General features: G+C 66.8%; 22 protein-coding genes. 10 read left to right on the top strand and 12 right to left on the bottom strand.

From position 1 onward, the window contains the following. The first annotated feature begins 25 nt into the window (after nucleotides 1–25). The 4 genes from MYCSM_RS00305 to MYCSM_RS35640 are packed head-to-tail and all read left to right on the top strand — an operon-like array spanning nucleotide 26 to nucleotide 2,913. Nucleotides 26–1,255, top strand: a complete 1,230-nt coding sequence (locus MYCSM_RS00305; RefSeq protein ID WP_015304115.1) for an acyl-CoA dehydrogenase family protein — start codon at nucleotides 26–28, stop codon at nucleotides 1,253–1,255. Next, the gene (locus MYCSM_RS00300) at nucleotides 1,255–2,052 is read left to right on the top strand and encodes a tyrosine-protein phosphatase (protein WP_015304114.1); all 798 of its coding nucleotides are present in this window, start codon (nucleotides 1,255–1,257) and stop codon (nucleotides 2,050–2,052) included. Before MYCSM_RS00305 ends, MYCSM_RS00300 begins: the two co-directional genes overlap by 1 nt. Nucleotides 2,053–2,104: 52 nt before the next feature. Next, nucleotides 2,105–2,722, top strand: a complete 618-nt coding sequence (locus MYCSM_RS00295; protein ID WP_015304113.1) for a hypothetical protein — start codon at nucleotides 2,105–2,107, stop codon at nucleotides 2,720–2,722. Then, the gene (locus MYCSM_RS35640; RefSeq protein WP_015304112.1) at nucleotides 2,722–2,913 is read left to right on the top strand and encodes a (2Fe-2S)-binding protein; all 192 of its coding nucleotides are present in this window, start codon (nucleotides 2,722–2,724) and stop codon (nucleotides 2,911–2,913) included. Before MYCSM_RS00295 ends, MYCSM_RS35640 begins: the two co-directional genes overlap by 1 nt. Here the strand turns inward: MYCSM_RS35640 and MYCSM_RS00290 are convergent. The 8 genes from MYCSM_RS00290 to MYCSM_RS00255 all read right to left on the bottom strand — a co-directional run bounded on the left by MYCSM_RS00290 (nucleotide 2,873) and on the right by MYCSM_RS00255 (nucleotide 11,269). Then, nucleotides 2,873–3,358 carry a DUF456 domain-containing protein gene (locus tag MYCSM_RS00290; protein ID WP_015304111.1) on the bottom strand — a complete coding sequence of 162 codons (486 nt, stop codon included), beginning with the start codon at nucleotides 3,356–3,358 and terminating at the stop codon, nucleotides 2,873–2,875. The genes MYCSM_RS35640 and MYCSM_RS00290 overlap by 41 nt on opposite strands. After that, nucleotides 3,355–4,059: a haloacid dehalogenase type II gene (locus MYCSM_RS00285; protein ID WP_015304110.1), complete on the bottom strand. Its 705-nt coding sequence runs from the start codon at nucleotides 4,057–4,059 to the stop codon at nucleotides 3,355–3,357. Before MYCSM_RS00285 ends, MYCSM_RS00290 begins: the two co-directional genes overlap by 4 nt. 124 nt (nucleotides 4,060–4,183) lie before the next feature. After that, a complete protein-coding gene (locus tag MYCSM_RS00280; RefSeq protein WP_015304109.1) occupies nucleotides 4,184–5,146 on the bottom strand; it encodes an NADPH:quinone oxidoreductase family protein in 963 nt (320 codons plus the stop codon). A gap of 10 nt (nucleotides 5,147–5,156) precedes the next feature. Beyond that, on the bottom strand, nucleotides 5,157–6,020 hold the full coding sequence (locus MYCSM_RS00275; protein ID WP_015304108.1) for an SDR family oxidoreductase: 864 nt from the start codon (nucleotides 6,018–6,020) through the stop codon (nucleotides 5,157–5,159). A gap of 12 nt (nucleotides 6,021–6,032) precedes the next feature. After that, nucleotides 6,033–7,448, bottom strand: coding sequence for an aldehyde dehydrogenase family protein (locus MYCSM_RS00270; RefSeq protein ID WP_015304107.1), 1,416 nt, complete (start codon nucleotides 7,446–7,448; stop codon nucleotides 6,033–6,035). 157 nt (nucleotides 7,449–7,605) lie between these two features. Continuing rightward, on the bottom strand, nucleotides 7,606–9,405 hold the full coding sequence (locus MYCSM_RS00265) for a CocE/NonD family hydrolase (protein WP_051073850.1): 1,800 nt from the start codon (nucleotides 9,403–9,405) through the stop codon (nucleotides 7,606–7,608). A gap of 83 nt (nucleotides 9,406–9,488) precedes the next feature. Then, complete coding sequence (locus MYCSM_RS00260) at nucleotides 9,489–10,415, bottom strand: SAM-dependent methyltransferase (protein ID WP_015304105.1); 927 nt, start codon at nucleotides 10,413–10,415, stop codon at nucleotides 9,489–9,491. Between the two features lie 215 nt (nucleotides 10,416–10,630). Further along, nucleotides 10,631–11,269 carry a TetR/AcrR family transcriptional regulator gene (locus MYCSM_RS00255; RefSeq protein WP_015304104.1) on the bottom strand — a complete coding sequence of 213 codons (639 nt, stop codon included), beginning with the start codon at nucleotides 11,267–11,269 and terminating at the stop codon, nucleotides 10,631–10,633. Nucleotides 11,270–11,436: 167 nt separating this feature from the next. On the opposite strand from MYCSM_RS00255, the gene MYCSM_RS00250 reads away from it, so the two are divergent. Genes MYCSM_RS00250 through MYCSM_RS00240 form a run of 3 tightly spaced genes read left to right on the top strand, consistent with a single transcriptional unit; the run spans nucleotide 11,437 to nucleotide 15,376 of the window. Further along, a complete protein-coding gene (locus MYCSM_RS00250) occupies nucleotides 11,437–12,003 on the top strand; it encodes a TetR/AcrR family transcriptional regulator (RefSeq protein WP_015304103.1) in 567 nt (188 codons plus the stop codon). 35 nt (nucleotides 12,004–12,038) lie between these two features. Further along, nucleotides 12,039–14,183 (top strand): FUSC family protein, encoded by a 2,145-nt coding sequence (locus MYCSM_RS00245; RefSeq protein WP_051073684.1) that lies wholly within the window; start codon nucleotides 12,039–12,041, stop codon nucleotides 14,181–14,183. Beyond that, nucleotides 14,180–15,376 (top strand): NAD(P)/FAD-dependent oxidoreductase, encoded by a 1,197-nt coding sequence (locus MYCSM_RS00240; protein WP_041311043.1) that lies wholly within the window; start codon nucleotides 14,180–14,182, stop codon nucleotides 15,374–15,376. Before MYCSM_RS00245 ends, MYCSM_RS00240 begins: the two co-directional genes overlap by 4 nt. Nucleotides 15,377–15,383: 7 nt before the next feature. Here the strand turns inward: MYCSM_RS00240 and MYCSM_RS00235 are convergent, their stop codons facing one another. From MYCSM_RS00235 to ptsP, 4 genes are read right to left on the bottom strand one after another with little or no spacing between them, the layout of a single operon-like run. Continuing rightward, entirely contained in the window at nucleotides 15,384–16,211 is an 828-nt protein-coding gene (locus tag MYCSM_RS00235) for a DUF1206 domain-containing protein (RefSeq protein ID WP_015304100.1), read from the bottom strand. A gap of 17 nt (nucleotides 16,212–16,228) precedes the next feature. Continuing rightward, the gene (locus MYCSM_RS00230; RefSeq protein ID WP_015304099.1) at nucleotides 16,229–16,417 is read right to left on the bottom strand and encodes a CsbD family protein; all 189 of its coding nucleotides are present in this window, start codon (nucleotides 16,415–16,417) and stop codon (nucleotides 16,229–16,231) included. 57 nt (nucleotides 16,418–16,474) lie between these two features. Beyond that, entirely contained in the window at nucleotides 16,475–17,449 is a 975-nt protein-coding gene (locus MYCSM_RS00225; RefSeq protein WP_015304098.1) for a pirin family protein, read from the bottom strand. A 27-nt stretch (nucleotides 17,450–17,476) separates the two neighbouring features. After that, nucleotides 17,477–19,177, bottom strand: a complete 1,701-nt coding sequence (gene ptsP, locus MYCSM_RS00220) for a phosphoenolpyruvate--protein phosphotransferase (protein ID WP_015304097.1) — start codon at nucleotides 19,175–19,177, stop codon at nucleotides 17,477–17,479. Nucleotides 19,178–19,279: 102 nt separating this feature from the next. Here ptsP and MYCSM_RS00215 point away from each other — a divergent pair, with 102 nt between their 5' ends. Genes MYCSM_RS00215 through MYCSM_RS00205 form a run of 3 tightly spaced genes read left to right on the top strand, consistent with a single transcriptional unit; the run spans nucleotide 19,280 to nucleotide 23,048 of the window. Further along, nucleotides 19,280–20,047 (top strand): DeoR/GlpR family DNA-binding transcription regulator, encoded by a 768-nt coding sequence (locus MYCSM_RS00215; protein ID WP_015304096.1) that lies wholly within the window; start codon nucleotides 19,280–19,282, stop codon nucleotides 20,045–20,047. Further along, complete coding sequence (locus tag MYCSM_RS00210) at nucleotides 20,044–21,024, top strand: 1-phosphofructokinase family hexose kinase (protein ID WP_015304095.1); 981 nt, start codon at nucleotides 20,044–20,046, stop codon at nucleotides 21,022–21,024. Before MYCSM_RS00215 ends, MYCSM_RS00210 begins: the two co-directional genes overlap by 4 nt. Further along, nucleotides 21,021–23,048, top strand: coding sequence for a PTS fructose transporter subunit IIABC (locus MYCSM_RS00205; RefSeq protein ID WP_015304094.1), 2,028 nt, complete (start codon nucleotides 21,021–21,023; stop codon nucleotides 23,046–23,048). The genes MYCSM_RS00210 and MYCSM_RS00205 overlap by 4 nt, the downstream gene beginning before the upstream one ends. Nucleotides 23,049–23,068 lie beyond the last annotated feature (20 nt).

Raw genomic sequence — 23,068 nt, 5'->3', positions numbered from 1 at the left:
ATATCGTGCAGGCATGGACTTCGCGATGTCGGCCAAGGGGCAGGACTACTACGACCGGCTCAGCGACTTCATGGTCGAGCACGTGTTCCCCGCCGAAGCCGATTACGACCGGTATCGCGAGGAGAAGGGGCGCGACGACCACACCGTGCCCCCCGTGGTCGAGGACCTGAAGAAGCTGGCCAAGGACCGCGGGCTGTGGAACCTGTTTCTGCCCGCCGTCTCGGGCCTGACCAACCTGGAGTACGCCCCGCTGGCGGAGCTGACCGGCTGGAGCATGGAGCTTGCGCCCGAGGCAACCAACTGTGCCGCGCCCGACACCGGCAACATGGAGACGCTGCATCTGTTCGCCACCGAGCAGCAGAGCAAGCAGTGGCTCGAGCCGCTGCTGAACGGTGAGATACGCAGCGCGTTCGCGATGACCGAGCCCGCGGTGGCGTCGAGCGACGCGCGCAACATCCAAACAACTATTGAGCGCGACGACTCCGGCTCTGGGGACTACGTCATCAACGGGCGCAAGTGGTGGATCTCGGGGGCAGCCGACCCGCGCTGCAAGATCCTGATCGTGATGGGCCGCACTAATCCGGATGCAGCGAGCCACCAGCAGCAGTCGATGATCCTGGTGCCGGTCGACACCCCCGGCGTCTCGATCGAGCGGTCGCTTCCGGTGTTCGGCTGGCAGGACCAGCACGGGCACTGCGAGATCAGCTTCGACAACGTGCGGGTGCCGGTGGCCAACCTGCTCGGTGAGGAAGGCGGTGGGTTTGCGATCGCACAGGCCAGACTGGGGCCGGGCCGCATCCACCACTGCATGCGCGCCATTGGGGTGGCCGAGAGGGCCATGGCACTGATGATCGACCGCGTCAACAACCGCATCGCGTTCGGTAAGCCGTTGGCCGAGCAGGGCGTGGTGCAACAGCAGGTTGCGTTGTCGCGCAACGAGATCGACCAGGCCCGGCTGCTGTGTCACAAGGCGGCGTGGACCATCGATCAGCACGGCAACAGAAGCAAGGATGCTCAGCAACAAGTCGCGATGATCAAGGCTGTCGCGCCGCAGATGGCGTGCAACGTGATCGACCGGGCGATCCAGGTGCACGGCGCGGCGGGCATCAGTGACGACACCGTGCTGGCCCGGCTCTACGGCTGGCATCGCGCGATGCGGCTGTTCGACGGTCCCGACGAGGTGCACATGCGCACGATCGCCCGCAATGAACTCGGCCGCGAAAAGAGCGCCTTCGCTGCGGCGGTGACGGGCTAGTGGCGGTCGGCACCGGGGAACTGTCGGGGGCGTGGAACTTTCGTGATGTTGCCGAGGAAACCGGTGTGCGACCGGGGCGGTTCTTTCGCTCCAGCGAGCTGAGCCATCTCGACGACTCGGGCCGCGAGGCCATCCGCCGGTTGGGCATCACCGATGTCGCCGACCTGCGCTCGGCCCGCGAGGTGGAACGTCACGGCCCAGGACTGGTGCCGAGCGGAGTCGAGGTGCATCTGCTGCACTTCCACGAAGTGTCCGCGGTCGACGGCGAGGCGCCGCACGAGGCCGCGTTCCAGAGGATGATGGGCGAGAAGCCCGACGACGAAGACATCGCGGTGGCCGCGCGCCGATTCATGACCGAGGAGTATCTGCGCTTCCCGACGCTCAGCGGTGCGCAACGCGCTGTGCGGCAAGTCATTTCGCTGCTCGCCGACGAGCGACCGGTGATCGCGCATTGCTTCGCGGGCAAGGACAGAACCGGCTTCACGGTGGCGACCGTGCTCGATGCCGTCGGTGTCGACCGCGACGCCGTCGTCGCCGATTTTCTGCGCAGCAACGACGCGGTGCCGCGGTTGCGGGAGCAGATCCTGGCATCGATTCGCGACCGCACGGATACGGCGGAAGAGGTGACGTTCGCCGAGGCGAGGCTGACCGACGCGGTGCTCGGGGTGCAGGAGGACTACCTGGCCGCCTCGCGCCGGTCGATCGAGCAGAACTACGGATCGCTGCAGGGCTACCTCGAGGCGGCAGACGTTCCCCCGATCGACCTTGCGCGGGTGCGCACGGCGCTTCTGGGATAGCTCCCGAATTGAAAGTGCCTTTCCAGGCTGCGCGGTAGCGTCCTTGCCGACGATGATTCCCGAAACGCATTCGCTCGTGCTGACCACCGACTACCGCGTGCCGGACCCCAGCCGCGTGTGGCCGCTGCTGCAGCGGCGCCGCGACGGCCTCGCCGCGCTCGGGGCGCACCACGTGTTCGTCTACACCTCCACCACCGACCCCGAGCGGGTGCTGGTGACGATCGCGCTGCAAACCCGCGAACCGGTCGTCGAACTGTTGCGATCCCGCGCATTCTTCGAGTGGTTCGACGCGGTGGGTGTCGAAGATCTGCCCGCGGTATTCGCCGGCGAGATGATCGAACGGTTCGATTTCGTCGACGACCCTGCCGCTCCGCCAGGCATCATCGTTGCCGGTGTCATGTGCGTGGAGGATCCCGGTACCTTTCGACGCCACGTTCAGGAAACCCGAGATCTGTTTTCGAAAGCGGGAATTCGCCGAATGAGGATGTTCGAGGCCTTCGATGATCCTGATGAAATCATGTTCCTGCACGAACTCGCCGACGAGGAAAGCGCGCGGCGTTGGCTGGAGCGGCCCGATATTGCGGCCGAATGGTTTTCCAACGCCGGCGTCGGCGCCTATCCTCCGCTGTTCATCGGCAGGTTGGCGCACAGGATGCGCATCGAGTCCTGATGTACGTGTGCCTGTGTCTCGGAGTCACCAGCGACACCATCGGCCGGGCCGTGGCCGCGGGCGCGACAACGTCCAAAGAAGTAGCCGAAGCATGCGGCGCAGGTTCGGAATGCGGCCGCTGCCGTCGGACCGTGCGCGCGATCATCGCCGCTACTGAGTCAGATAAACACCCGCCACCCAAGCAGCCGTAGCGAGCAGCGCGCCGCACAGTTCAACGCCGACGGACAGCGCGACGCCCTTGAGCGCATGCTTGGTCGATGTCCACGCCACCCGTTGATCGTGCCGCTTAGCCAGTTCGGCCAGATAGATTCCGAGCACGAAGCCAATCACCAAGCCAAACACCGGAATTACGAAGAAGCCGACGATGCCGAGCACGGCACCCGCCACCAGGCTCCACGTGCTCACCTCGGCGGCCCGCATACGTCGCATCGGCCACAGGTACTTGATCAACGTCGAGACGGCCAACAGGGCGGTGACCACTCCGAGCGTCACCCATGCGGTGACGTTGTGCTCGGCGAACGCCCACACCGCGACGGCCCCGAACACCAGCAGGGTCCCCGGCAGCATCGGCACGACGATGCCCACCAGCCCGACGAAGATGACGAGCGCGACGAGGACTATGCCGCTGCTACTCACGCGCCGAGCTGTTCGGCCAAGTCGACGAAATCGGCTGCGACGACATCGAACTCGTCGGGCTCGACGCGGTTCGGTTTGCTCCCGGGTCCGTGCTCAAGCGGCCGATGGACGTACGCAGTCTTGACGCCGGTGGTGCGGGCCGCCCTCAGGTCGCTGGGATGCGCTGCGACAAGCATCAGCTCATCCGGCTCGATGCCGAGCAGATCGGCACAGCCGAGGTAGGCCTCGCGGTCGGGCTTGTAGTGATGGAACAGCTCGGCGGAGATGACGCAGTCCCACGGCAGGCCGGCCCGCTTGGCCATGTTGGTCAGCAGCGACATGTTGCCGTTGGAAAGCGTTGTGATGATGAACTTTTCCTTCAATCGCGTGAGCCCGGGGATGCTGTCCGGCCACGGGTCAAGGCGATGCCACGCGCGGTTGAGCTCGTCGACGTCCTCGACGCAGATCGACGTGACGCCGGCCGCACCCAACAGCTCCTCGAGAATCATCCGGTGCAGGTCGTCGATCCTGGTCCACGGCAGTTCGCCGCGGCGCACGCGGTCCATCGCCGGGGCATACCCGGCCCGCCAGTGGTCGGCGAACGTCGCCCAATCCTGTTGCAGCCCATGGCGTTGGCCAAACTGCTCGAGGTCACCGATGATGCTGGAGCGCCAGTCGACGACCGTCCCGAAGACGTCGAACGCCAGCGCCTTCACCCTCATAGCCCGATGTTCCTCGCGCAAGCGCTCGTCATCGCCATCTGTTCCTCGCGCAAGCGCTCGTCATCGCCATCTGTTCCTCGCGCAAGCGCTCGTCATCGCCCACTGTTCCTCGCGCAAGCGCTCGTCACGGCTCCAGCACGACCTTTCCGAGCACCCCGCCGTCGGCCAGGCTCTGCAACGCGGCGCTGCCTTCGGCCAACGGGTACCGGATCGGTGGCGGCGGCCGCAGCCCCGCCTTGACCAGTTCGTTGACGCCGTACTCGAACAGCGACTGCGCTCCCGGTTTGCGGTTGACGAATTCACCGTAGCCGACGCCGACTACGCTGATGTTGCGCAACAACAGCCGGTTGACCTTGACCGTCGGAATGCCGCCTGCCGCAAAGCCGATAACCAGCAAGCGGCCCTCGGTGTCCAGCGCCCGGATCGCGTCGTCGAACGCATCGCCACCAATGGGATCGACCACCAGGTCGACGCCACGGCCGTCGGTCACGTCCTTCACCGCCTGCAGCCAGCCATCCGACAGCGGTAGAACCACGTCGGCGCCAAGCGACTTCACAAAGTCCATTGCTTCCGGGCGATGCACCATCGCAATGACCCGCGCGCCAAGCGCCTTGGCGATCTGCACAGACGCGGTCCCGATGCCGCCACCCGAACCGAGCACCAGCACCGTCTCCCCCTGCCGCAGGGCGCCGCGCTTTGCCAGCGCGAAATACATCGTCTGGTAATTGCCAAGCAGCGCAACGGCTTCCGCGTCGTCGATGCCGTCGGGCGTCGGCTTGAGGTTCTCCGCCGGCACCGCGACCTGTTCAGCCCAGCCACCCAGCATCGACAGCGTCGTAACCCGTTGGCCCGGTTTGAAGTCAGACCCATCCGGCGCCGAACTAACCACCCCGGCGACCTCCATGCCGGGGATGAACGGCGGCTCGAGGCGAAGCTGATACTCGCCGCGCAGCAGCAGTAGATCGGGGAAGCTCACCCCCGCAGCACCGACGTCGATGACGACGACATTGTCGCCACGGACGTCATCGACGTCAGCGTACTTCAGTCCAGTCGGGCCGGAAAGCTCCTGCGCGACAAGCGCTTTCATCCGTGTCCGGTCAGCGCAGGCTGAACGCGGCCGGCTGCGCCCCGGACAGGTCGGTGATCTCGCCCCACTTGCCGGAGACCTCGTCGACGCTGGGCACGTGATCGAATGTGACGCCGTCTGTCTGGAACAGCGCCGCGCGCTGTACCTTGCCGCCGCCCACGATGAAGATCGACGCGGTCTCGGGCACCTCTTCGGTGCACAGGTACGCGACGACGGGAGCCACGTATTCCGGCGTCAGCTTCTCCAAAACTTCCTTCGGAAGGATGTCCTCGGTCATCCGGGTGGCGGCGATCGGCGCAACCGCGTTGGTCTTGATGTTGTACTTCGCACCCTCCTGGGCCAGCGTATTGATCAGGCCGACGAGCCCGAGCTTGGCGGCGCTGTAGTTGGCCTGGCCGAAGTTTCCGAACAGGCCGCTGGTCGAGGTGGCGACGACGACGCGGCCGTAGCTCTGCTCGCGGAAGTGCGGCCACGCCGCTCGGATCACGTTGTAACCGCCGTACAGGTGCACCTTGAGCACGGAGTCCCACGCCCCGAACTCCATCTTGTGGAAGGTGCCGTCGCGCAGGATGCCCGCGTTGCTCACCACGCCGTCGACCTTGCCGAACTCGTCGAGCGCGGTCTTGATGATGTTCTCGGCGCCCTCGGCCTCGGCCACGGAGTCGTAGTTCGCAACGGCGCGACCGCCTGCGTCCTTGATCTCCTTGACCACCTGGTCGGCCATGTTGTGGCCGGCGCCGGTGCCGTCACGAGAACCGCCGAGGTCATTGACGACGACGCTGGCGCCCTCCTTGGCGAGCGTCAACGCATACTCGCGGCCGAGTCCGCCTCCGGCCCCGGTGACGACGATGACGCGATCCTGCACTCCTGGCATGAGGTTCCTTTCTCAGAACAGCCGTCTAGCGAGCTTGAAAGCCTTCTCTGTATACGGGGGATAGATGAACGCGCCGACATCGGGTCGGGTCGGCTTGGTCATCACGGTCTTCTTGTGGCTGAACTGCTCGAAACCGAACTTGCCGTGGTAGGCGCCCATGCCCGACGGGCCGACGCCGCCGAAAGGCAGCTTGTTCGTCGAGAACTGGAACAGCAGGTGGTTGATCACCATGCCGCCGGCCGCGACCTCTTTGATCACGCGCTCACGGATGCTCCTGGTTTTGGTGAACAGGTAGGCCGCCAACGGCTTCGGCCGCGAGTTCACGAAACCGATTGCGTCGTCAAGGGATTGGACGGTCATGATCGGCAGGATCGGTCCGAAGATCTCGTCGGTCATCAATGGCTCTGCCGGATCGGGGTCGACGACGACGGTGGGCTGGATGCTGATGGTCGACGGGTCCGAGCCGCCGCCGATGACGACGTCGCCCTTGGTCGCGGCCAGCGATGCCGTCAGCCGATCGAAGTGGCGCTCGTTGACAATCCGCTTGCCGCCGGGGTTTTGCGACTCGAAGGTCGTCACTGCGGCCTTGATCTTGTCCACCAGCTCGTCACGGATCTTCGCGTCGGCGAGCACGTAGTCCGGCGCAATGCAGATCTGGCCGGAGTTGATCAGCTTCGTCCACGCAATCCGCTTTGCCGCCACATCGATGTCCGCGTCGGCGGACACGATCACCGGGCTCTTCCCGCCCAGCTCCAGGGTGACAGGAGTCAGGTGCGGGGCGGCGCCTTCGTAGACCTTTCGGCCGATCTCGGTGCCCCCCGTGAAGCAGATGTGGTCGAAGCCCTGCGCGATGAGTTCCTGGCTGACCGCGCCGTCGCCCTCGATGACCGCGATCGCATCGGGGTCCAGATACTTGGGCACCAGCTCGGCCATCATCGCCGACGAGGCAGGGCACACCTCCGAGGGCTTGAGTACGACGGTGTTGCCCGCGGCGATCGCCCCGACAGCGGGCCCGAGCGTCAACACGAACGGGAAGTTCCACGCGCCGATCACCAACACCGTGCCGTAGGGCTCGTATTCAACCCAGCCGCGCCCGGGCAGCTGCGACATCTCCAGCAGTCGGTAGCGGCGACGCATCCACTTCTTGACGTTCTTGGCGGCGTCCTTCGCCTCGCCAGCGGTGCTGGCGATGTCGGCCAGCCATGCTTCGAACGGGCTGCGGCCGAGGTCTTTCTCGAGGGCCTCGGCCAGGGCGCCCTCGTTCTCGACCATCATCTTCTCCAGCGCCAGCAGCTGTTGCTTGCGCCAGTCGACGCTGCGAGTGCGGCCGGTCTTGAAGGTCTCTCGGAGCCTGCGAACGGTACCGGGAATGTCTGGGGTGGCGGCGCTGGGCGTTTGGACTTCGGGCGCCACTGATTCGGTGGTCATGGTGGGTGTCCTTCCTGACCCGAGGAGGAATACCCGATCCTAACCAACCGGTTGGCTCGGCCAATAGGCCCACTTTCCCGCCGGTGACCGACCGTGTTTGTACGTGAACACGCCGCGATAACGCGTGCAAGAGCGGTCGCGCGCGGCGGTCGGTGGCTCACCCGGGGATGACCGGGAGAGTTATGGCGGACGGATGCGCCTCGTCATGCAAGATCGTCTGGGCCGCGGTCTGGACGGCTGCACTCTCGCCGAAGGGCGCACCGGTGTTGGGATTCGGCGCGAACTGCGGATAGTCGCTGCTGGAGACCTCGAGGCGGATGCGGTCGCCCTTTCGGAATTCGTAGCTCGTAGGCCAGATCTGGATCCGATACTCATACGGCCGGCCCGGCACCGTTGGCGTCGGGGCCGCAAGCGAGTCGCGGAACGCGGTGCGCAGGATGCCGTTGTTGAGGTTGATCACGCTGCCATCCGGTTTGGCCACCGTCAGCTTGGCCGTGAAATCGGTGTCGGCGGCGCTGGACTGCGCCCACAGCCGCACGGTTGTCGGCCCGGTGATCTCGGTGTCGTGCTCAAGCGGCGCACCGTCGTAGACAAGTACGTCGGAGCGTTGCTCGACGGGCACCTGGTCGAACGGACCCTGCGGGCCAGAGCGGGCGCCGCAGCACGAATGCCCACCCAAGCTGGGCGCCGGGAACGCGGGGTCGTACGTGTACGTGTCGGGCGGCTGCGCACCCGGTGCATTCGCGACGAGTTGGCCCTTGCGGTCGGCGATCCCACCGGCGCCCGACAGGTAGAACGTTGTCCATTGCGTCTGTGGCAGCGGCCAATTCGTCGCCGACTTCCACTTGTCGGCACCCATCACGAAATAGTCGACGCGAGGACCGGTCGCGGTGCCGTTGTCTTGCCCCTTGAGGAAGTGGTCGAACCACTCCAGCATCACTTCGTTGATGGGACTGTTTCCGATTGCGCCGATGTCGTGTAGCAGCGGCGCGGGCTCCGAGTCCGGGCGTCCCCAGTTGACGTGGTCCCACGGTCCGATCACCAGGCGCTGGTTGGAGCGGGCCGACTCGGAGCCGCCGTCGGCCACCATGCCGGTGAAGTTCTCCACGCCGCCGGCGAGGAACGCGTCGTACCAACCCTCGAAATCGAGCACGGGCACTTTCACCGAGGCGTAGCGATCGCGGATGCTGACGTTCGACCAGAAGGCGTCGCGCGTCGAGTGCCGGATCCAGTCGAAGTACCACGGCGCGACCGCGGGGTTTTGCGGCTGCATCGGCGGCAGGTCCTTGAACGGCCGGGAGTTCATCCACCGCGTTGGATCGGCGGCCGCCGCCGTCAGCTCGTCGACCGCCGCCTGATCGCCGCGGTTCTTCGCGGCGCTCAACGCGAGTGAGCCAATGGCCCACGGTTGTACGAACGCAAGACGGAACTCGCCGCCCTCGTAAGTCCATCCGTCGTAGTAGTCCGAGGCCGTGTTCGCGGGCACGATCGTCACCAGGTGCGGCGGCGCAGTGACGGCGGCCAGCCATTGGGTGGCGCCGACATAGGACGAGCCGTACATGCCGACCTTGCCGTTGGCGCCGGGCAGCGCGGCGGCCCACTCGACGGAGTCGTAGCCGTCGGCCATGTCATTGGTGAACTCGCTGAACGTGCCGCCCGAGGCGCCCTGGCCGCGGACGTCCTGAATCACGACGAGATAGCAGTGCGAGGCGAACCAGTCCGGCGGCTGATAGCGCTCGGGTGTCACCTGCGCACCCGATTTTCCGTACTGGGTGCGCATCAGAATGACCGGTACCGGATCGGTGGTGCGCGGCCGGTAGACGTCGGCCCGCAGCACGGTGCCGTCGCGCATCGTGGCGGGCACGTCCGTTTGTTTCGTGACGGCACACGGTCCTCGTCCGGCGCCCTGCGGGAATGGTAGCGACACACCGGCCTGCTGGTCGGCGCAGCCGCTCATGGCGACGGCAACGGCCGCGACGAGAGCGCCGATGTTGACGGCGGCTGAGCGCACGCCTCGAAGGTAGCGCCTGCCGGACGCGGCTACAGCTTGACGCCGCTGACGAACGTGGAGAACGAGTCGTCGCCGGTATCGACCGACTCGACGGCCCGGCCCAGTCGGCGCATCTCGTCCTGCGAGGCGACGACGCTGGACTGCCACCCATGCTGATCGAGCCAGACCGCGACGTCGGCGCGGTCGGGATCCTCGTAGGTCAGCTCGCCGACATCGATGGTGCCGTCGACTCCGAACTGCTCGGCGAGCTTGCCGAACCGCTCGCGCATCCGCTCGCGCCGATCCGCAGCGTGAATGCCGACGGTCTCGGCAGAAATGCCGCTGCCCGGCGCGGACAGTTCGGTGATGTTCTCGAAGAGCCGGTCCTGCGCGTCGGCGGGCAGGTACATCAGCAGCCCTTCGGCCAGCCACGCGGTCGGCACACTTGGGTCAAAACCCGCTTCGCGCAACGCTTTCGGCCAGTCGTAGCGCAGGTCCATCGGCACAGCACGACGCACTGCCGTCGGTGAAACACCGTCGAGCGTGGCCGCCTTGTACTCGAGCACCTTGGGTTGGTCGATCTCGTAGACCGTGGTGCCTGCCGGCCACTGCAGCCGGTAAGCGCGGGAGTCGAGGCCGGAGGCGAGGATGACGATCTGACGGATGCCCGCCGCGGCGGCGTCGGTGAAGAAGGCGTCGAAGAAGTGGGTGCGGACCGCTTGATAGGCGCTCATGTGCTCGACGATCGCGGCGACCTCGGGATCGGCGTCGCCGACCTTGGCGACGAACTCGCCGTCGAGCATGAATTCCCACAGGCCGGTTCCGGCTCCAGCTACCAGGTCCTTGGCGTAGGGGTCGCAGATCAGCGGATCGTCTCGGTCGGTCTCGGCGGCCCTGGCCGCTGCGACCATGACGGCGGTCGCGCCGACGCTGGTGGCGATGTCCCAGGTGTCGTTCTCTGTGCGCTGCGAACTCATCGGGCGTCTCCTTCAAGCCGAGCGTGCACAAAGACGCTGTCCATCGCGGTTGCAGCAAGGCCCAAGGCGGTTGCGCCGACACTCGCGGTGATGTCGCAGCTCTCGCCGTCCGTACGGAGGCGGCGTGCACTCGAATCAGTCATATCGTAAGCAATGCTATCTAAAAAGTTAGCAGTGCTATACGAAGTGTGGGCTACATCACCGCAGGTAGTACGTTACTCGTGCAGATGCCAGAGCTTGTTGGCCATCAAAAGCTCGAACTTGTGCACCACCGAGGAGAGGTCTTCGTGGCTGCCCACGAAGCCGGCGTAGAAGCCCATCCCCCACATCACCGCCACCAGCATTTCGACCAGGTGGTTGATGTCGGTGTCGGTAGTGAGCTCACCTCGCTTGATTGCGTCGTCGACAGCCCACGACATGAACTCACGCGATGCCCGCATGGAATCGTGCTCGTCGGTGCTCAGCTCCGGATGGCGCTGCGACTCCAGCACCGATGTGACGAGAAATGCTGCCGCAGAACGGTCTTCGGAGTCAGCCTGCATCACGACCGAGAAGAAGGCGGACAGCCGGCCAAGCAGACTGGTTTCCGCCTGGGCTCGCGACATCCCCGCGCTAACTACCAACGTGTTCGTTTGCTCGACGACTTCGCTCCACAGCACCCGTTTACTGGCGAAATAATGGTTAATGGCGGGACGCGTGAGATCGGCGCGGATGGCGATCGCCTGGAACGTGGCGGCGTCGTAGCCAAGTTCGCTGAAGACCTCACGAGCCGCTTGTACAATGCGCTCTCGCGTTTCGGCAGCCTTCGCTGCGGGGGGGCGACCGGGTCCTCGACTCGCGGTATGTTGCGGCACGGTCAAATTGTGCCACAGCTCACTTCTCTATTTACGCTTGCGCCCAATTCCGGCCACATTCGCATGTTGGCTCAGCAAATTCTCAGCGCCGGGCACGGCAGCCCATCGAGGTGCGACCTTCGCAATAGCCGTCCACCAGCGATACCCCGTAGAACTATGGTGCTGGGGTGGCGAGCGTCGTATCGCGGGAGTCCTACTTCGAGGTCGGCCTCGAAGTGCTGTCCGATTTGGGTTACGGCGGACTGAAGCTGGCCGAGGTCTGTCACCGGCTTGGCATCACGACCGGCTCCTTCTATCACTACTTTCCTGGCTGGCCCGCGTACACCAAGGAGCTCGTCTCGCACTGGATGCAGCGTCAGACGGTGCAGATCATCGAGGCGGTGCGCGCCGAACCGGATCCTCGTCGTCGCATCGACACGCTCATCCAGGAGGGGCTGTCGCTTCCCCATGGTGCCGAAGCCGCAATCCGGGTGTGGAGTTCGGTCGATCCGGAGGTGTACGCCATCCAGGCGGCGGTCGACCAGCAGCGCTTCGACATCATGTACGAGTCGGCCTTCGAGATCCTGGACAACAAGCGGCAGGCTGAAACCTTCGCGGCGTGGGGCGTGTACGTGCTTGTCGGTTACGAGCAGGCCGCGCTGCGACGGGACACCACGGCGTTGGAGTGGATCGCGGGCCAGCTCACCGACGCGCTGGACTCCGGCCGATTCGCGTCGGTGCCAGACAGTGAATAACGCAGCAGTCTTTTCAGCGCTGGGGGGCGCGATTCTTGCCTTCTGAAACGGCCGCGGTGCTTCGACACGTGCTGGACCGTCTTCGCGCGCGCGACCCCGAATTCGACGCGCTGCGCCGTGCCTTACGGGTCGCGATCGTCGTGCCCGTCGCGGCGGCGGTGAGCTTCGCGGTCGGCGGTGGATCGCAGACACCGCTGTTCACCATCTTCGGCTCGGTGGCACTGCTGATACTCGTCGACTTCCCCGGCAACCGGCCGGCGCGGGCGCTGGCCTACTGCGGGCTGGGCTTCAACGGCGCGGTACTCATCACCCTCGGCACGCTTGTCGCGCCGTACCCGTGGTTGAGCGTCGCGTTGATGTTCGTGCTTGGTGTCGCGGTCATTTTCGCCGGAGTGCTCAGCGAAATCGTCGCCGCGGGTCAACGCGCCACGCTGTTGATGTTCGTGTTGCCCGCATGCACCCCGGTCGGACCGCTGCCCGAGCGGCTGCTGGGCTGGCTGATCGCACTGGGGATCTGCGTGCCCGCCGCCCTGTTTCTCTTCCCGCCGCGGCATCACGACGAGTTGCGCGCCTACGCGGCACGCGTCTGCAACAGGCTCGCCGATCGACTGGAGGGAACCGGGTCCGGACGCGAAGTCACCAAGGCGATGAACGCGCTCGATGCCGCCTTCCTCGGCGCCGACTACCGACCCGTCGCGTTAACGGCGGGCAGTCGCGCGCTCGTCCGGGTGGTCGACGACCTTGGCTGGCTCTCCGATCGGATCACCGACGACACTGGTCGGCTGATGGGGGCGGTGAAGGAGCCCGCGGTGCGCGTGTTGCGGGACTGCGCGGCGGTGCTGCGATTACGCAGCGTGTCTGCCCGGGTGGCCCGCAGCGCCGACCTTGGCGAGGCGCTCACCGAACTGCGGGCCGTCGCACAAGGCCACTGGCGCGAGGACCTCACCGAGCTGCTCGGTGAAGCCAGCGATGCGGCCGCCGTTGACGTCGGCCGAAACCTGTTGAACCGCCGCACTATTGCGGCCACGGTGGCGGTGACCGGGCGGATCATCCGCAACGCGGCAGCCGCGGATGCGCGACCGGTGTGGGCGCGCGTGCTGGGCCGCCGGCTGCCGGAGACCGGCGCCGCCGATTGGGTGATGCCCGAGACCGTCGCGGTCACCGCGATCACCAAAGGCTTTCTGGCCACCAGGGCGGTGGTGCTTCGCAACAGCCTGCGCACCGGGCTCGGGTTGGCTCTCGCCGTTGCGGTCACCCACATCTTCCCGGTGGAACATGGGTTCTGGGTGGTGCTCGGCGCGATGTCTGTGTTGCGCAGCAGTGCGCTGACCACCGGGACGCGGGTGCTGCGGGCGGTGGCGGGCACGGCGGTCGGGTTCGTATTGGGCGCCGTCGTCATCGAGTTGCTCGGCATGGATCCCGTTGTGCTGTGGATACTTCTGCCGATCGTCGCGTTCGGCTCGGCCTACGTACCGGAGGTGTACTCGTTCGTCGCCGGGCAAGCCGCGTTCACGATGATGGTGCTGATCAACTTCAACCTGATCGTGCCGACGGGCTGGAAGGTGGGGTTGATCCGCGTGGAGGACGTGGTCGTCGGTGCGTTGGTTGGCATCGTGGTGTCGGTGTTGCTGTGGCCGCGAGGCGCATCGTCGGCGGTGTCCAAGGCGGTCGAAGAGGCCCGCGCAGTCGGTGCAAAGTTTTTGAAGGAGGCGGTGCTGCGGGTGACCCGCGGTGCCTCCGAAGACGCGACCGATCGCGTGATCGCGCTCAGCCATCAGGGCCTGGAAGCTTCGCGCACTGTGGATGATGCTGTGCGGCAATATCTTTCGGAGAACGGCGGGACGACGGAGTTGCGCGGGCCGGTGGTCAGAGCCGCCAACCGCGCGGTCCGCGTGCGCGCCACGGCCGAGTTGATCGCTGACGTCGTGCCACCGCCACTCGGACCGTACCCGCGGACCCGTGAGGTGCTCGAGGCCCACACCGAAGCGATCTGCGCGCGACTGACCGGCGATCCGCGCCGCAAGCTCGAATCGATCAGCGATGACTTCGTGCCCGCGTTGCGTGCCGACGCCACCGCCGATGAACTCGCGATTTCAGCGGCGCTGCCGCTGACCGCCGTGGCGGCTCACCTCGGCGAACTCGAATTGCTGTACGCGCAACCGGTAGCGTCAGCCGGGTGAGCGACATTGTCGTGCTCGGTTCGGGTTTTGCCGGATTGTGGGCGGCGCTCGGCGCGGCAAGGCGGCTCGACGAGCTCGGTGCCACCGGCGTCGAAATCACCGTGCTGAGTTCGCAGCCTTACCACGACATCCGGGTGCGCAACTACGAGGCCGACCTGACGCCGTGCCGAATACCGCTGAGCGATGTGCTCGACCCTGCTGGAGTCCGGCACATCACCGGGGACGTGACGGCGATCGACCCCGCATCGCGCACGGTGAGGAGTTCTGCCGGCACGCACACCTACGACCGCCTCGTGGTCGCGCTTGGCAGTCAGGTGGTGAAGCCCGGCATCCCCGGTCTGCACGAATTCGGATTCGACGTCGACACCTACGACGGCGCGACGCGGCTGCAACGACACCTGGCCGCGCTGCCCGCTGGCGCCGCAACGACTTCCGCGAGCACTGTCGTGGTCGTCGGAGCTGGCTTGACGGGCATTGAGACCGCCTGCGAGTTGCCTGCCCGGCTGGCGGCGCTGTTCCCCGACGCCACGCCGCGAGTCGTCCTCGTCGACCGCAACCCGCACGTCGGCTCGGACATGGGCTCGTCGGCCCGACCGGTGATCGAGGCCGCGCTCGACACGCTCGGGGTGCAGACCCGGCTCGGGGTCGGTGTCACCGCGGTTGATGCCGACGCGGTGACGCTGTCGAGCGGCGACGTGCTGTCCGCTTCGACCGTGGTGTGGTGCGCGGGCATGCGGGCCAACCCGTTGACCGCGGACTTGGGTGCGCCACGTGATCGGCTCGGCCGCCTTCCGGTCGATGACTACCTACGGGTCATCGGTGTGGCTGACGTGTTCGCCGCCGGCGACGTGGCGTCCGCCAGGATGGACGACGCGCATTTGTCGGTGATGTCGTGCCAGCACGGCAGGCCGATGGGCAGGTTCGCCGGCTACAACGTCGTCAGCGACCTGCTCGACGAGCCGATGCTTTCGCTCCGAATTCCTTGGTATGTCACGGTTTTGGATCTTGGGCCGGCAGGTGCTGTCTACACCGAGGGCTGGGATCGCCAGGTGGTCGCCGGCGGTGCCGAAGCCAAGGCCACCAAGATGACCATCAACGGCCAGCGGATCTACCCGCCGCTCAATCGAGACCGCGAAGCGCTTCTGGCCGCGGCGGCACCGGCGTTGCAAAGTCAGCCGGGCGCCGACGGCTAGGCCGACCTCACATCCTCGAATAGCGGCTCAACGCAAAGCTATAGCAGCCGTAAGCTGCAAAACCCAAGGCGGCGCACAGAACTAGCGCGGTGCCGGATGGCCCATGCTCCAGTGTCTTCACCGCACCGTCGAGCCCTGTGGCTTTGGACGGGTCAGCGCGCACCGCCGCGACGACGACCAGCGCGCCGACACCCGCGAGCACCAGACCTTCAGCGACATAGCCGAATACACCCAAGACGGTCACTACGGTTCCCGGTGAAACCTTGAGGTCATCGCAGAACCTGCGCGAGGCGCCCTTGAACGCGAAGTAACAGCCGATCGAGAGGATGACGAACCCGACGGCCACGAGAACGGTCTTGCCTTCTGGTGACCGCATCAGTCGGGCGCTGAGCCCCGCGTTCTCTGCGGCGCCGGACTTACGGCTACCGAGCGCAAATTGCACCGCGGTGACGCCGACAGCCGTGTACACCACAGCGAGTCCGAATGCCTTGAGCCGATTCGTCCATCGAAAGTCCTTCGGGTCGGCTCGCGCACCGCTGTGCTCGCTCGGGTGTAAACCCAGGATGGTTTCGGCGAGGCGCCACAACGTCAACGGAACCAAGGCGGCCGCGGTCGCCCACAGCGCAATGGTGCCTCCGCCGGTCGTGGCGACGGTCCGTAGTGCACCCGTCTGGTCGGCGTCCCCACCAGAGCCCATCGCGATCCGGACAATCAGGTACGCGATCAACAGATGCATCAGTCCGCTGATCACATAGCCAACGCGGGCCGCGACATGCGCGAAGGGGTGCTCGACGGCGGAGCGGACGACATCCGCCGGATGGGCGGCATGGGTCACCGGCGGTCAGACCCCGGTTACATGCTGCGTCGGCGGGGGCGGAAGGCGTCTTTGACCTTCTCGGCCGCGCCCTTCAGGTGCGACGCCCGTTCGTCGAACCGCCCCTGCGCTTCCAACTCGGGGTCGTTGGTCGCGCGGCCCATTGCTGCCTTGGCCTTGCCCCTGAGCTGATCCATCTTGTTCCTGGCTTTATCGGTAGCACTCATAGCCAGTGGTTACCCATTTCGGGCGCGATCTTGCAGCCGCGGGTGGGGCGCCGACGGCTAGCTGAGCGGTCGATGCGGCATCAGCGCGTTCGGCGGGATGGCGCCGAACTTGCCCGCCTGAAAGTCATCCATCGCCTGGATCAGTTCGGCCTTGCTGTTCATCACGAACGGGCCGTACTGGACGACGGGCTCCCGAATCGGCTTGCCGCCCAAGATCAGAATTTCGAGCGCGGGCCTGCGCGACTCCTGCGTCGGCTCGGCGCCGATGCTGATCCGTTCGCCGGGGCCGAAGACCGCCAGCTGACCCTGGTGGATCGGATGGCCGACGGATCCGACCGAACCGCGGCCCGACAACACATATACCAACGCGTTGAAGTCCCGATTCCACGGCAAGCTCAGGCGCGCGTCGGGCTCAATGGTCGCGTGCGCCAAGGTGATTGGCGTGTGGGTGGCTCCCGGACCCTGTTGGCCGTCAACCTCACCGGCGATGATGCGGACCAGCGCACCGCCGTCGTCCGACGACAACAGCTTCACCTCATTGCCCTCGATGGCCTGATACTTGGGGGTCGCGAACTTGTCCTTGCGCGGCAGGTTCACCCATAGCTGGATGCCGTGGAACACGCCGCCGCTCTCGACAAGTTCGGCGGGCGGGGTTTCGATGTGCAGGATGCCGGAACCGGCCGTCATCCACTGGGTGGCGCCGTCGGTGATCAGACCGCCGCCGCCGTGCGAGTCCTGGTGTGCGAAACGGCCGTCGATCATGTAGGTGACGGTCTCGAAGCCGCGGTGGGGGTGCCAGTCGGTGCCCCGGGGTTCGCCCGGTTGGTACTCGATCTCACCCATCTGGTCCATGTGGACGAACGGGTCGAGGTCGGCGGCGCTCACTCCCGCGAAGGCACGGACGACGGGGAAGCCTTCACCCTCGTAACCGCGCGGGCCGGTGGTGATGGAGCGCACCGGGCGTTCGGTATCGCTCGGCGCAGCCGCAGGTATGCGCGGGAGTGTGAGTGTGTCAGCGGTGATAGCAGGCATGACACGATTAACCGGACTGCAGTCCGATTAATTCCCCAGCGCTGCCAGCGCGGCGGTGCGCGCGTCGGCTGCGCTGGCGGTGCCGAGCACGGCGTCGGCCGCATCCCGACACTGCTGCAGCGTGACCTGCGCGAGCTTGGCGCCGACGCCCTGGATCGCGGCGGCCGCGGCCGACAACGACGTCACGCCGAGCCCGGTCAGCACGCACGCCAACAACGGGTCGGCTGCGGCTTCTCCGCATACACCGACCGGCTTGCCTGCGGCGGCGCCCGCCCGCACCGCCATGGCCACCAACGCCAGCACCGCCGGCTGCCACGGGTCGGTCAGCGTGGCGAGGTCGGCCGACATCCGGTCGGCGGCCATCGTGTACTGAGCCAGGTCGTTGGTGCCGATCGACAGGAAGTCGACGTGTTCGAGGATCCGGTCGGCCAGTAGCGCGGCGGCGGGCACCTCGATCATCACGCCTGCAGTTAGGCCGTGCGAACGTGCCTTGGCGGCAAAGCTTTCCGCTTCCTGCGCGGTCGCGATCATCGGCGCCATCACCCACGGCTGGTTGCCAGCGCGCTCGGCGGCGGCCGCGATGGCCTGCAACTGGCGGTCCAGCAGCCCCGGGTTGCCCTCTGCGATGCGAATGCCGCGCACCCCGAGCGCGGGGTTGGCCTCTTCGGGATGGCCGACGAACTTCAGCGGCTTGTCCGACCCGGCGTCCAGCGTCCGGATCACCACCTTGCGACCCGAAAACGCCTCTAGCACTTCGGCGTAGATGTCGGCCTGCTCGTCAACGGTCGGCTCGGTGTCGCGGTTGAGAAAGCACAGCTCGGTGCGGAACAAGCCGACGCCCTCGGCGGGTGTCTGCGTCGCAGCGCGAGCGGCGGCCCCGTCTTGCACGTTGGCTAGTACGGACACGGCGTGTCCATCGGCGGTCGCGCCCGGGCCGGACCAATGCGCGGCGCGTTCGGCTTCGCGTTGCGCCGCGGCGACGGCCTCGCCCGCGGCGGCTTGATCCGGGGCCACGGTCACGGTGCCAAGGGTCCCGTCGACGAGAACCATCGTTCCAGCCTCGACGTCATCGAGTCCGTCGACGGCGACGACGCACGGGATCCCGAGCTGCCTGGCGATGATCGCGGTGTGGCTGGTTGGCCCGCCCAACGTGGTGGCAAGGGCGACAACGAGATTCGGGTCTAGGCCCGCAGTGTCGGCGGGAGCGAGGTCCTCGGCGCACAGGATCGACGGAAGGTCGGGCAGCGGAACGCCCGGTTCCGGCAGACCGGACAGTTCGGCGATGACGCGGTCACGGATGTCGCGCAGATCGGTGACGCGTTCGGCCATCAGGCCGCCCAGTTGGGTGAAGAGGTCAACGAACTGTTCGACCGCTGCGGCCACCGCGCTCACGGCAGGCGTGCCGGCCTTGATGCGCTTCTCCGCCGCACCCAACCACGCGCGATCCTGCGCCAAGGCTGCGGTGGCGGCGAGCACCTCCGACGCAGCGCCGGTCGCGTGTGCCGCGCGATCCCGCAACCGGTTGGCCACCGCGGTGGCCGCCGCTGCGAATCTTGCCGCCTCGGCGGGGCGATCGCTCTCCGCTATCTCGGCGTGGCTCGCGACGTCGACCGCGGGCAGCCGACCGGGCCGGATCACCGGCGCGTACTGCACACCGGGGACCACCGGCACACCACGCAGCACCGTGCCGACTGAGGGAAGTGAGGTAGGCGGGGATGAAGCGGTCATGTGAAGCAGATTACAAGAATATCTTGACAAGTCAACACGAACAGTAGTAAAACCAACTATATCCACATTGATACGGGCTTAATCCCACACATACGGAGCCTCATGTACGCGGAAGAACGTCAGCAAGCGATCGCCTCGCTGGTGATCTCGCGGGGCCGCGCTTCGGTGACCGAGCTCGCGCAGGCCTATGACGTCACCACCGAGACGGTGCGGCGCGATCTCGCCGTGCTGGACAAGGCGGGCGTGCTACGTCGCGTGCACGGTGGCGCCGTGCCCGTCCGCGCACTGCACCTCGTCGAGCCGGGCGTCGGTGAGCGCGAGACGACCCGTGCCGAGCACAAGGACGCCATCGCCGCCGCGGCCACCGACTTCTTCCCGCTCGGTGGTGCCAGCGTGCTGCTGGACGCAGGCACCACCACAGCGCGCATCGCGGCACAGCTGCCGGCCGACCGGGACCTGGTCGTGGTGACCAACTCGGTCCCCATCGCCGCACGGCTGGCCGCCATGCCCTCGGTCTCGCTGCAACTGCTCGGAGGCCGGGTGCGGGGTCTGACCCAGGCGGCGGTCGGCGAGCAGACGCTGCGAGTGCTCGACACGTTGCGGGTCGACATCGCTTTCATCGGCACCAACGCGATCAGCGTGCGACACGGGCTGTCTACGCCGGACAGCGATGAGGCCGCAGTCAAGCGCGCCATGGTCAAGGCCGCCAATTACGTTGTGGTCGCCGCGGATTCGTCGAAGGTCGGCCGGGAGGACTTCGTTAGCTTCGCCCCGATCGCCAGCGTCGACACCCTGATCACCGACTCCGAGATCAGCGCCGCCGACCGCGACGAGTTGAAAGCTAGCGGCGTCGAAGTGGTGATCGCGTGATCGTCACCGTCACCCCCAACCCGAGCATCGATCGCACGGTCACCCTCACCGGCCCCCTCACCCGCGGTGCGGTGCACCGAGTTTCGTCGGTGACGTCCGAGCCCGGCGGTAAGGGCGTCAACGTCGCACGCGCGCTGACGCTCGCCGGCCTCGACGCCGTCGCCGTGCTGCCGGCCCCTACCAACGGCCCACTGATCACCGCCCTCACCGACAGCGCCGTGCCGTTCAGCTGCGTGCCGACCGCGGGCGCGGTGCGCACCAATCTCGCGATCACCGAACACGACGGCACGACAACGAAACTCAACGAGCCAGGGGCACCACTTGACGCCACGGCCCTCGAAGCGTTCACCAAGGCGGTGATCGCCGCCGCAGAATCCGCGTCATGGGTCGTGCTGTCCGGTTCGCTGCCACCCGGCGTGCCCGACCACTGGTACGCCGACATGACCGCGCTGCTCGCGCCCTACCGATGCCGGGTCGCTGTTGACACCTCGGATGGTCCGCTCACCTCGCTCGTCGAGGGACTCGACCGCGCCGCACCCGACCTGATCAAACCCAACGCCGAGGAACTCGCCGGTGTGCTCGGCTATTCACCGCGTGCGCTGGAAGCCGCAGTGGCCCACGGTGATCCAGAGCCCGTCGTCAATGCGGCCAGGCAACTGGTCGACCGCGGGGTACGGGCTGTGCTCGCCACTCTCGGCGCCGCCGGAGCGGTGCTGGTCGACGAGACCGGCAGCTGGATGGCTGCGCCACCTCCCGTCGTTGCGCGCAGCACCGTAGGCGCCGGTGACGCGTCACTGGCCGGCTACCTCCGCGCCGACGTGGGCGGCGCCGTGCCGCCCGCGCGACTGCAGATGGCGGTCGCATATGGCGGCGCTGCCGCCGCACTTCCCGGATCCGCGCTGCCAAGGCCCGCGCAGATCGACCTCAACGCCGTCCGAGTGACACCCATCGCTCCCAACACGAAAGTATCGCCATGACAAGCACTTTGCCGGTCATAAACACAGATCTGGTCCTTCTCGATGTCGACGCGGGCGGAGACAAGCAGACGGTCATCGGCCGGCTGGTCAACCGGCTCGCCGATGCGGGCCGGACGCACGACACCGACGGGCTGATCGCCGCCGCGTTGGCGCGTGAGGAGCAGTCAGCCACCGGGCTGCCCGGCGGCATCGCGATCCCGCACTGTCGTTCGCCGTATGTCGACACGGCCTCGATCGGCTTCGCGCGGCTGAACCCTGCCGTCGACTTCGGCGCGCCGGACGGTCCCGCCGACCTCGCGTTCCTGATCGCCGCGCCAGAATCAGGCGGCGTCGAGCACATGAAGCTGCTGTCCAGCCTCGCCCGCGCCCTGGTGCGCAAGGACTTCGTCGAGTCGCTGCGCAACGCGACGACGCCGGGTGAGGTCGTCGAACTGGTCGACGGCGTCGTCAACGCGACGACCGAAAAGCCCAAGCCCGCAGCCGAACCCGAGAAGGCGGCCCCGAAGACTTTGGTTGCCGTCACCGCATGCCCGACCGGCATCGCGCACACCTACATGGCCGCCGATTCGTTGGTGGCCGCAGCCAAGGAGGCTGGCGCGACGCTGCACGTCGAGACGCAGGGTTCGTCGGGCAGCACGCCGCTGTCGGCGGAGACGATCGCCGCCGCCGACGCGGTCATCTTCGCCACCGACGTCGGCGTCAAGGACAAGCAGCGGTTCGCGGGCAAGCCGGTGGTCGCCTCCGGCGTCAAGCGCGCCATCAACGAGCCCGCCAAGATGGTGGCCGAAGCCCTTGCCGCTGCGGACAATCCGAGCGCTGCACGAGTGCAGGGTGGCGCCGGCGCACCCGCCGCCTCGGCGGCACCTGCCGGCGGCGTCGGCTGGGGAACCCGGCTACGCCAGATCCTGCTGACCGGCGTGAGCTACATGATCCCGTTCGTCGCCGCGGGCGGCCTGCTGATCGCGCTCGGGTTCTTATTCGCCGGATACGACATCGGCAACTCGCCTGACGGAGCGAAGCCGCTGGCCTTCGGACTGAACTCGCTCGGCAGCCACATCGCCACGACGAACACACTCACCAACCTGCCCTCGGGCGGCCTCATGCAATACCTCGGGGCCGTGCTGTTCACCCTCGGCGGGCTGGCGTTCATGTTCTTGGTGCCTGCACTTGCCGGTTACATCTCGTTCGCAATCGCCGACCGGCCCGGGATCGCACCGGGATTCACCGCAGGCGCGGTCGCGGTCTTCGTGGGCGGCGGCTTCATCGGCGGCATCGTCGGTGGTCTGATCGCGGGGTTCACCGCGCTGTGGATCAGCCGCATCGACACACCGCGGTGGCTCAGAGGCTTGATGCCCGTCGTGATCATCCCGCTGTTCGCCTCGCTGGTCGTCGGCCTTCTGATGTTCATGCTGCTCGGTCGTCCGCTGGCTGCCGTCACGTCCGGCCTCACCCACTGGCTGGGCGGCATGACCGGCACATCGGTGATCATTCTCGGCATCGTGCTCGGCCTGATGATGTGCTTCGACCTCGGTGGCCCGGTGAACAAGGCGGCTTACGCCTTCGCCACCGCCGGCCTCAACGTGTCCGATCCCGCGTCGCTTCGGATCATGGCCGCTGTGATGGCCGCAGGCATGGTGCCGCCGTTGGCGATGGCGCTGGCCTCGACCATCCGACCGGGCTTGTTCACCGAGCCCGAGCGCGAAAATGGCAGGGCCGCTTGGCTTCTCGGCGCCTCGTTCATCTCCGAGGGCGCCATCCCGTTCGCGGCGGCCGACCCGCTGCGTGTGATCCCGTCGATGATGTTCGGTGGAGCCGTCACCGGTGCGCTGATCATGGCGTTCGATGTCACGCTGAAGGCTCCGCACGGCGGCATCTTCGTGTTCTTCGCCATCGGCCATCTGCTGTGGTTCCTGGTCGCCCTGGCAGTCGGGACCGTCGCAGGTGCCTTGACCGTCATCGCCGCCAAGGAGTTCATCAAGCCCAGCGTCAAGGCCGAAGACACCCCGGCCCTGGCCACCGCCTAATCACCCGTGCGCCCAAACGG

It is taken from the genome of Mycobacterium sp. JS623, assembly GCF_000328565.1.
In the GTDB taxonomy this organism is placed as follows: domain Bacteria; phylum Actinomycetota; class Actinomycetes; order Mycobacteriales; family Mycobacteriaceae; genus Mycobacterium.
The sequence above is the reverse complement of the archived record's forward strand: the minus strand, read 5'-3'. Positions and strand labels throughout refer to the sequence as shown.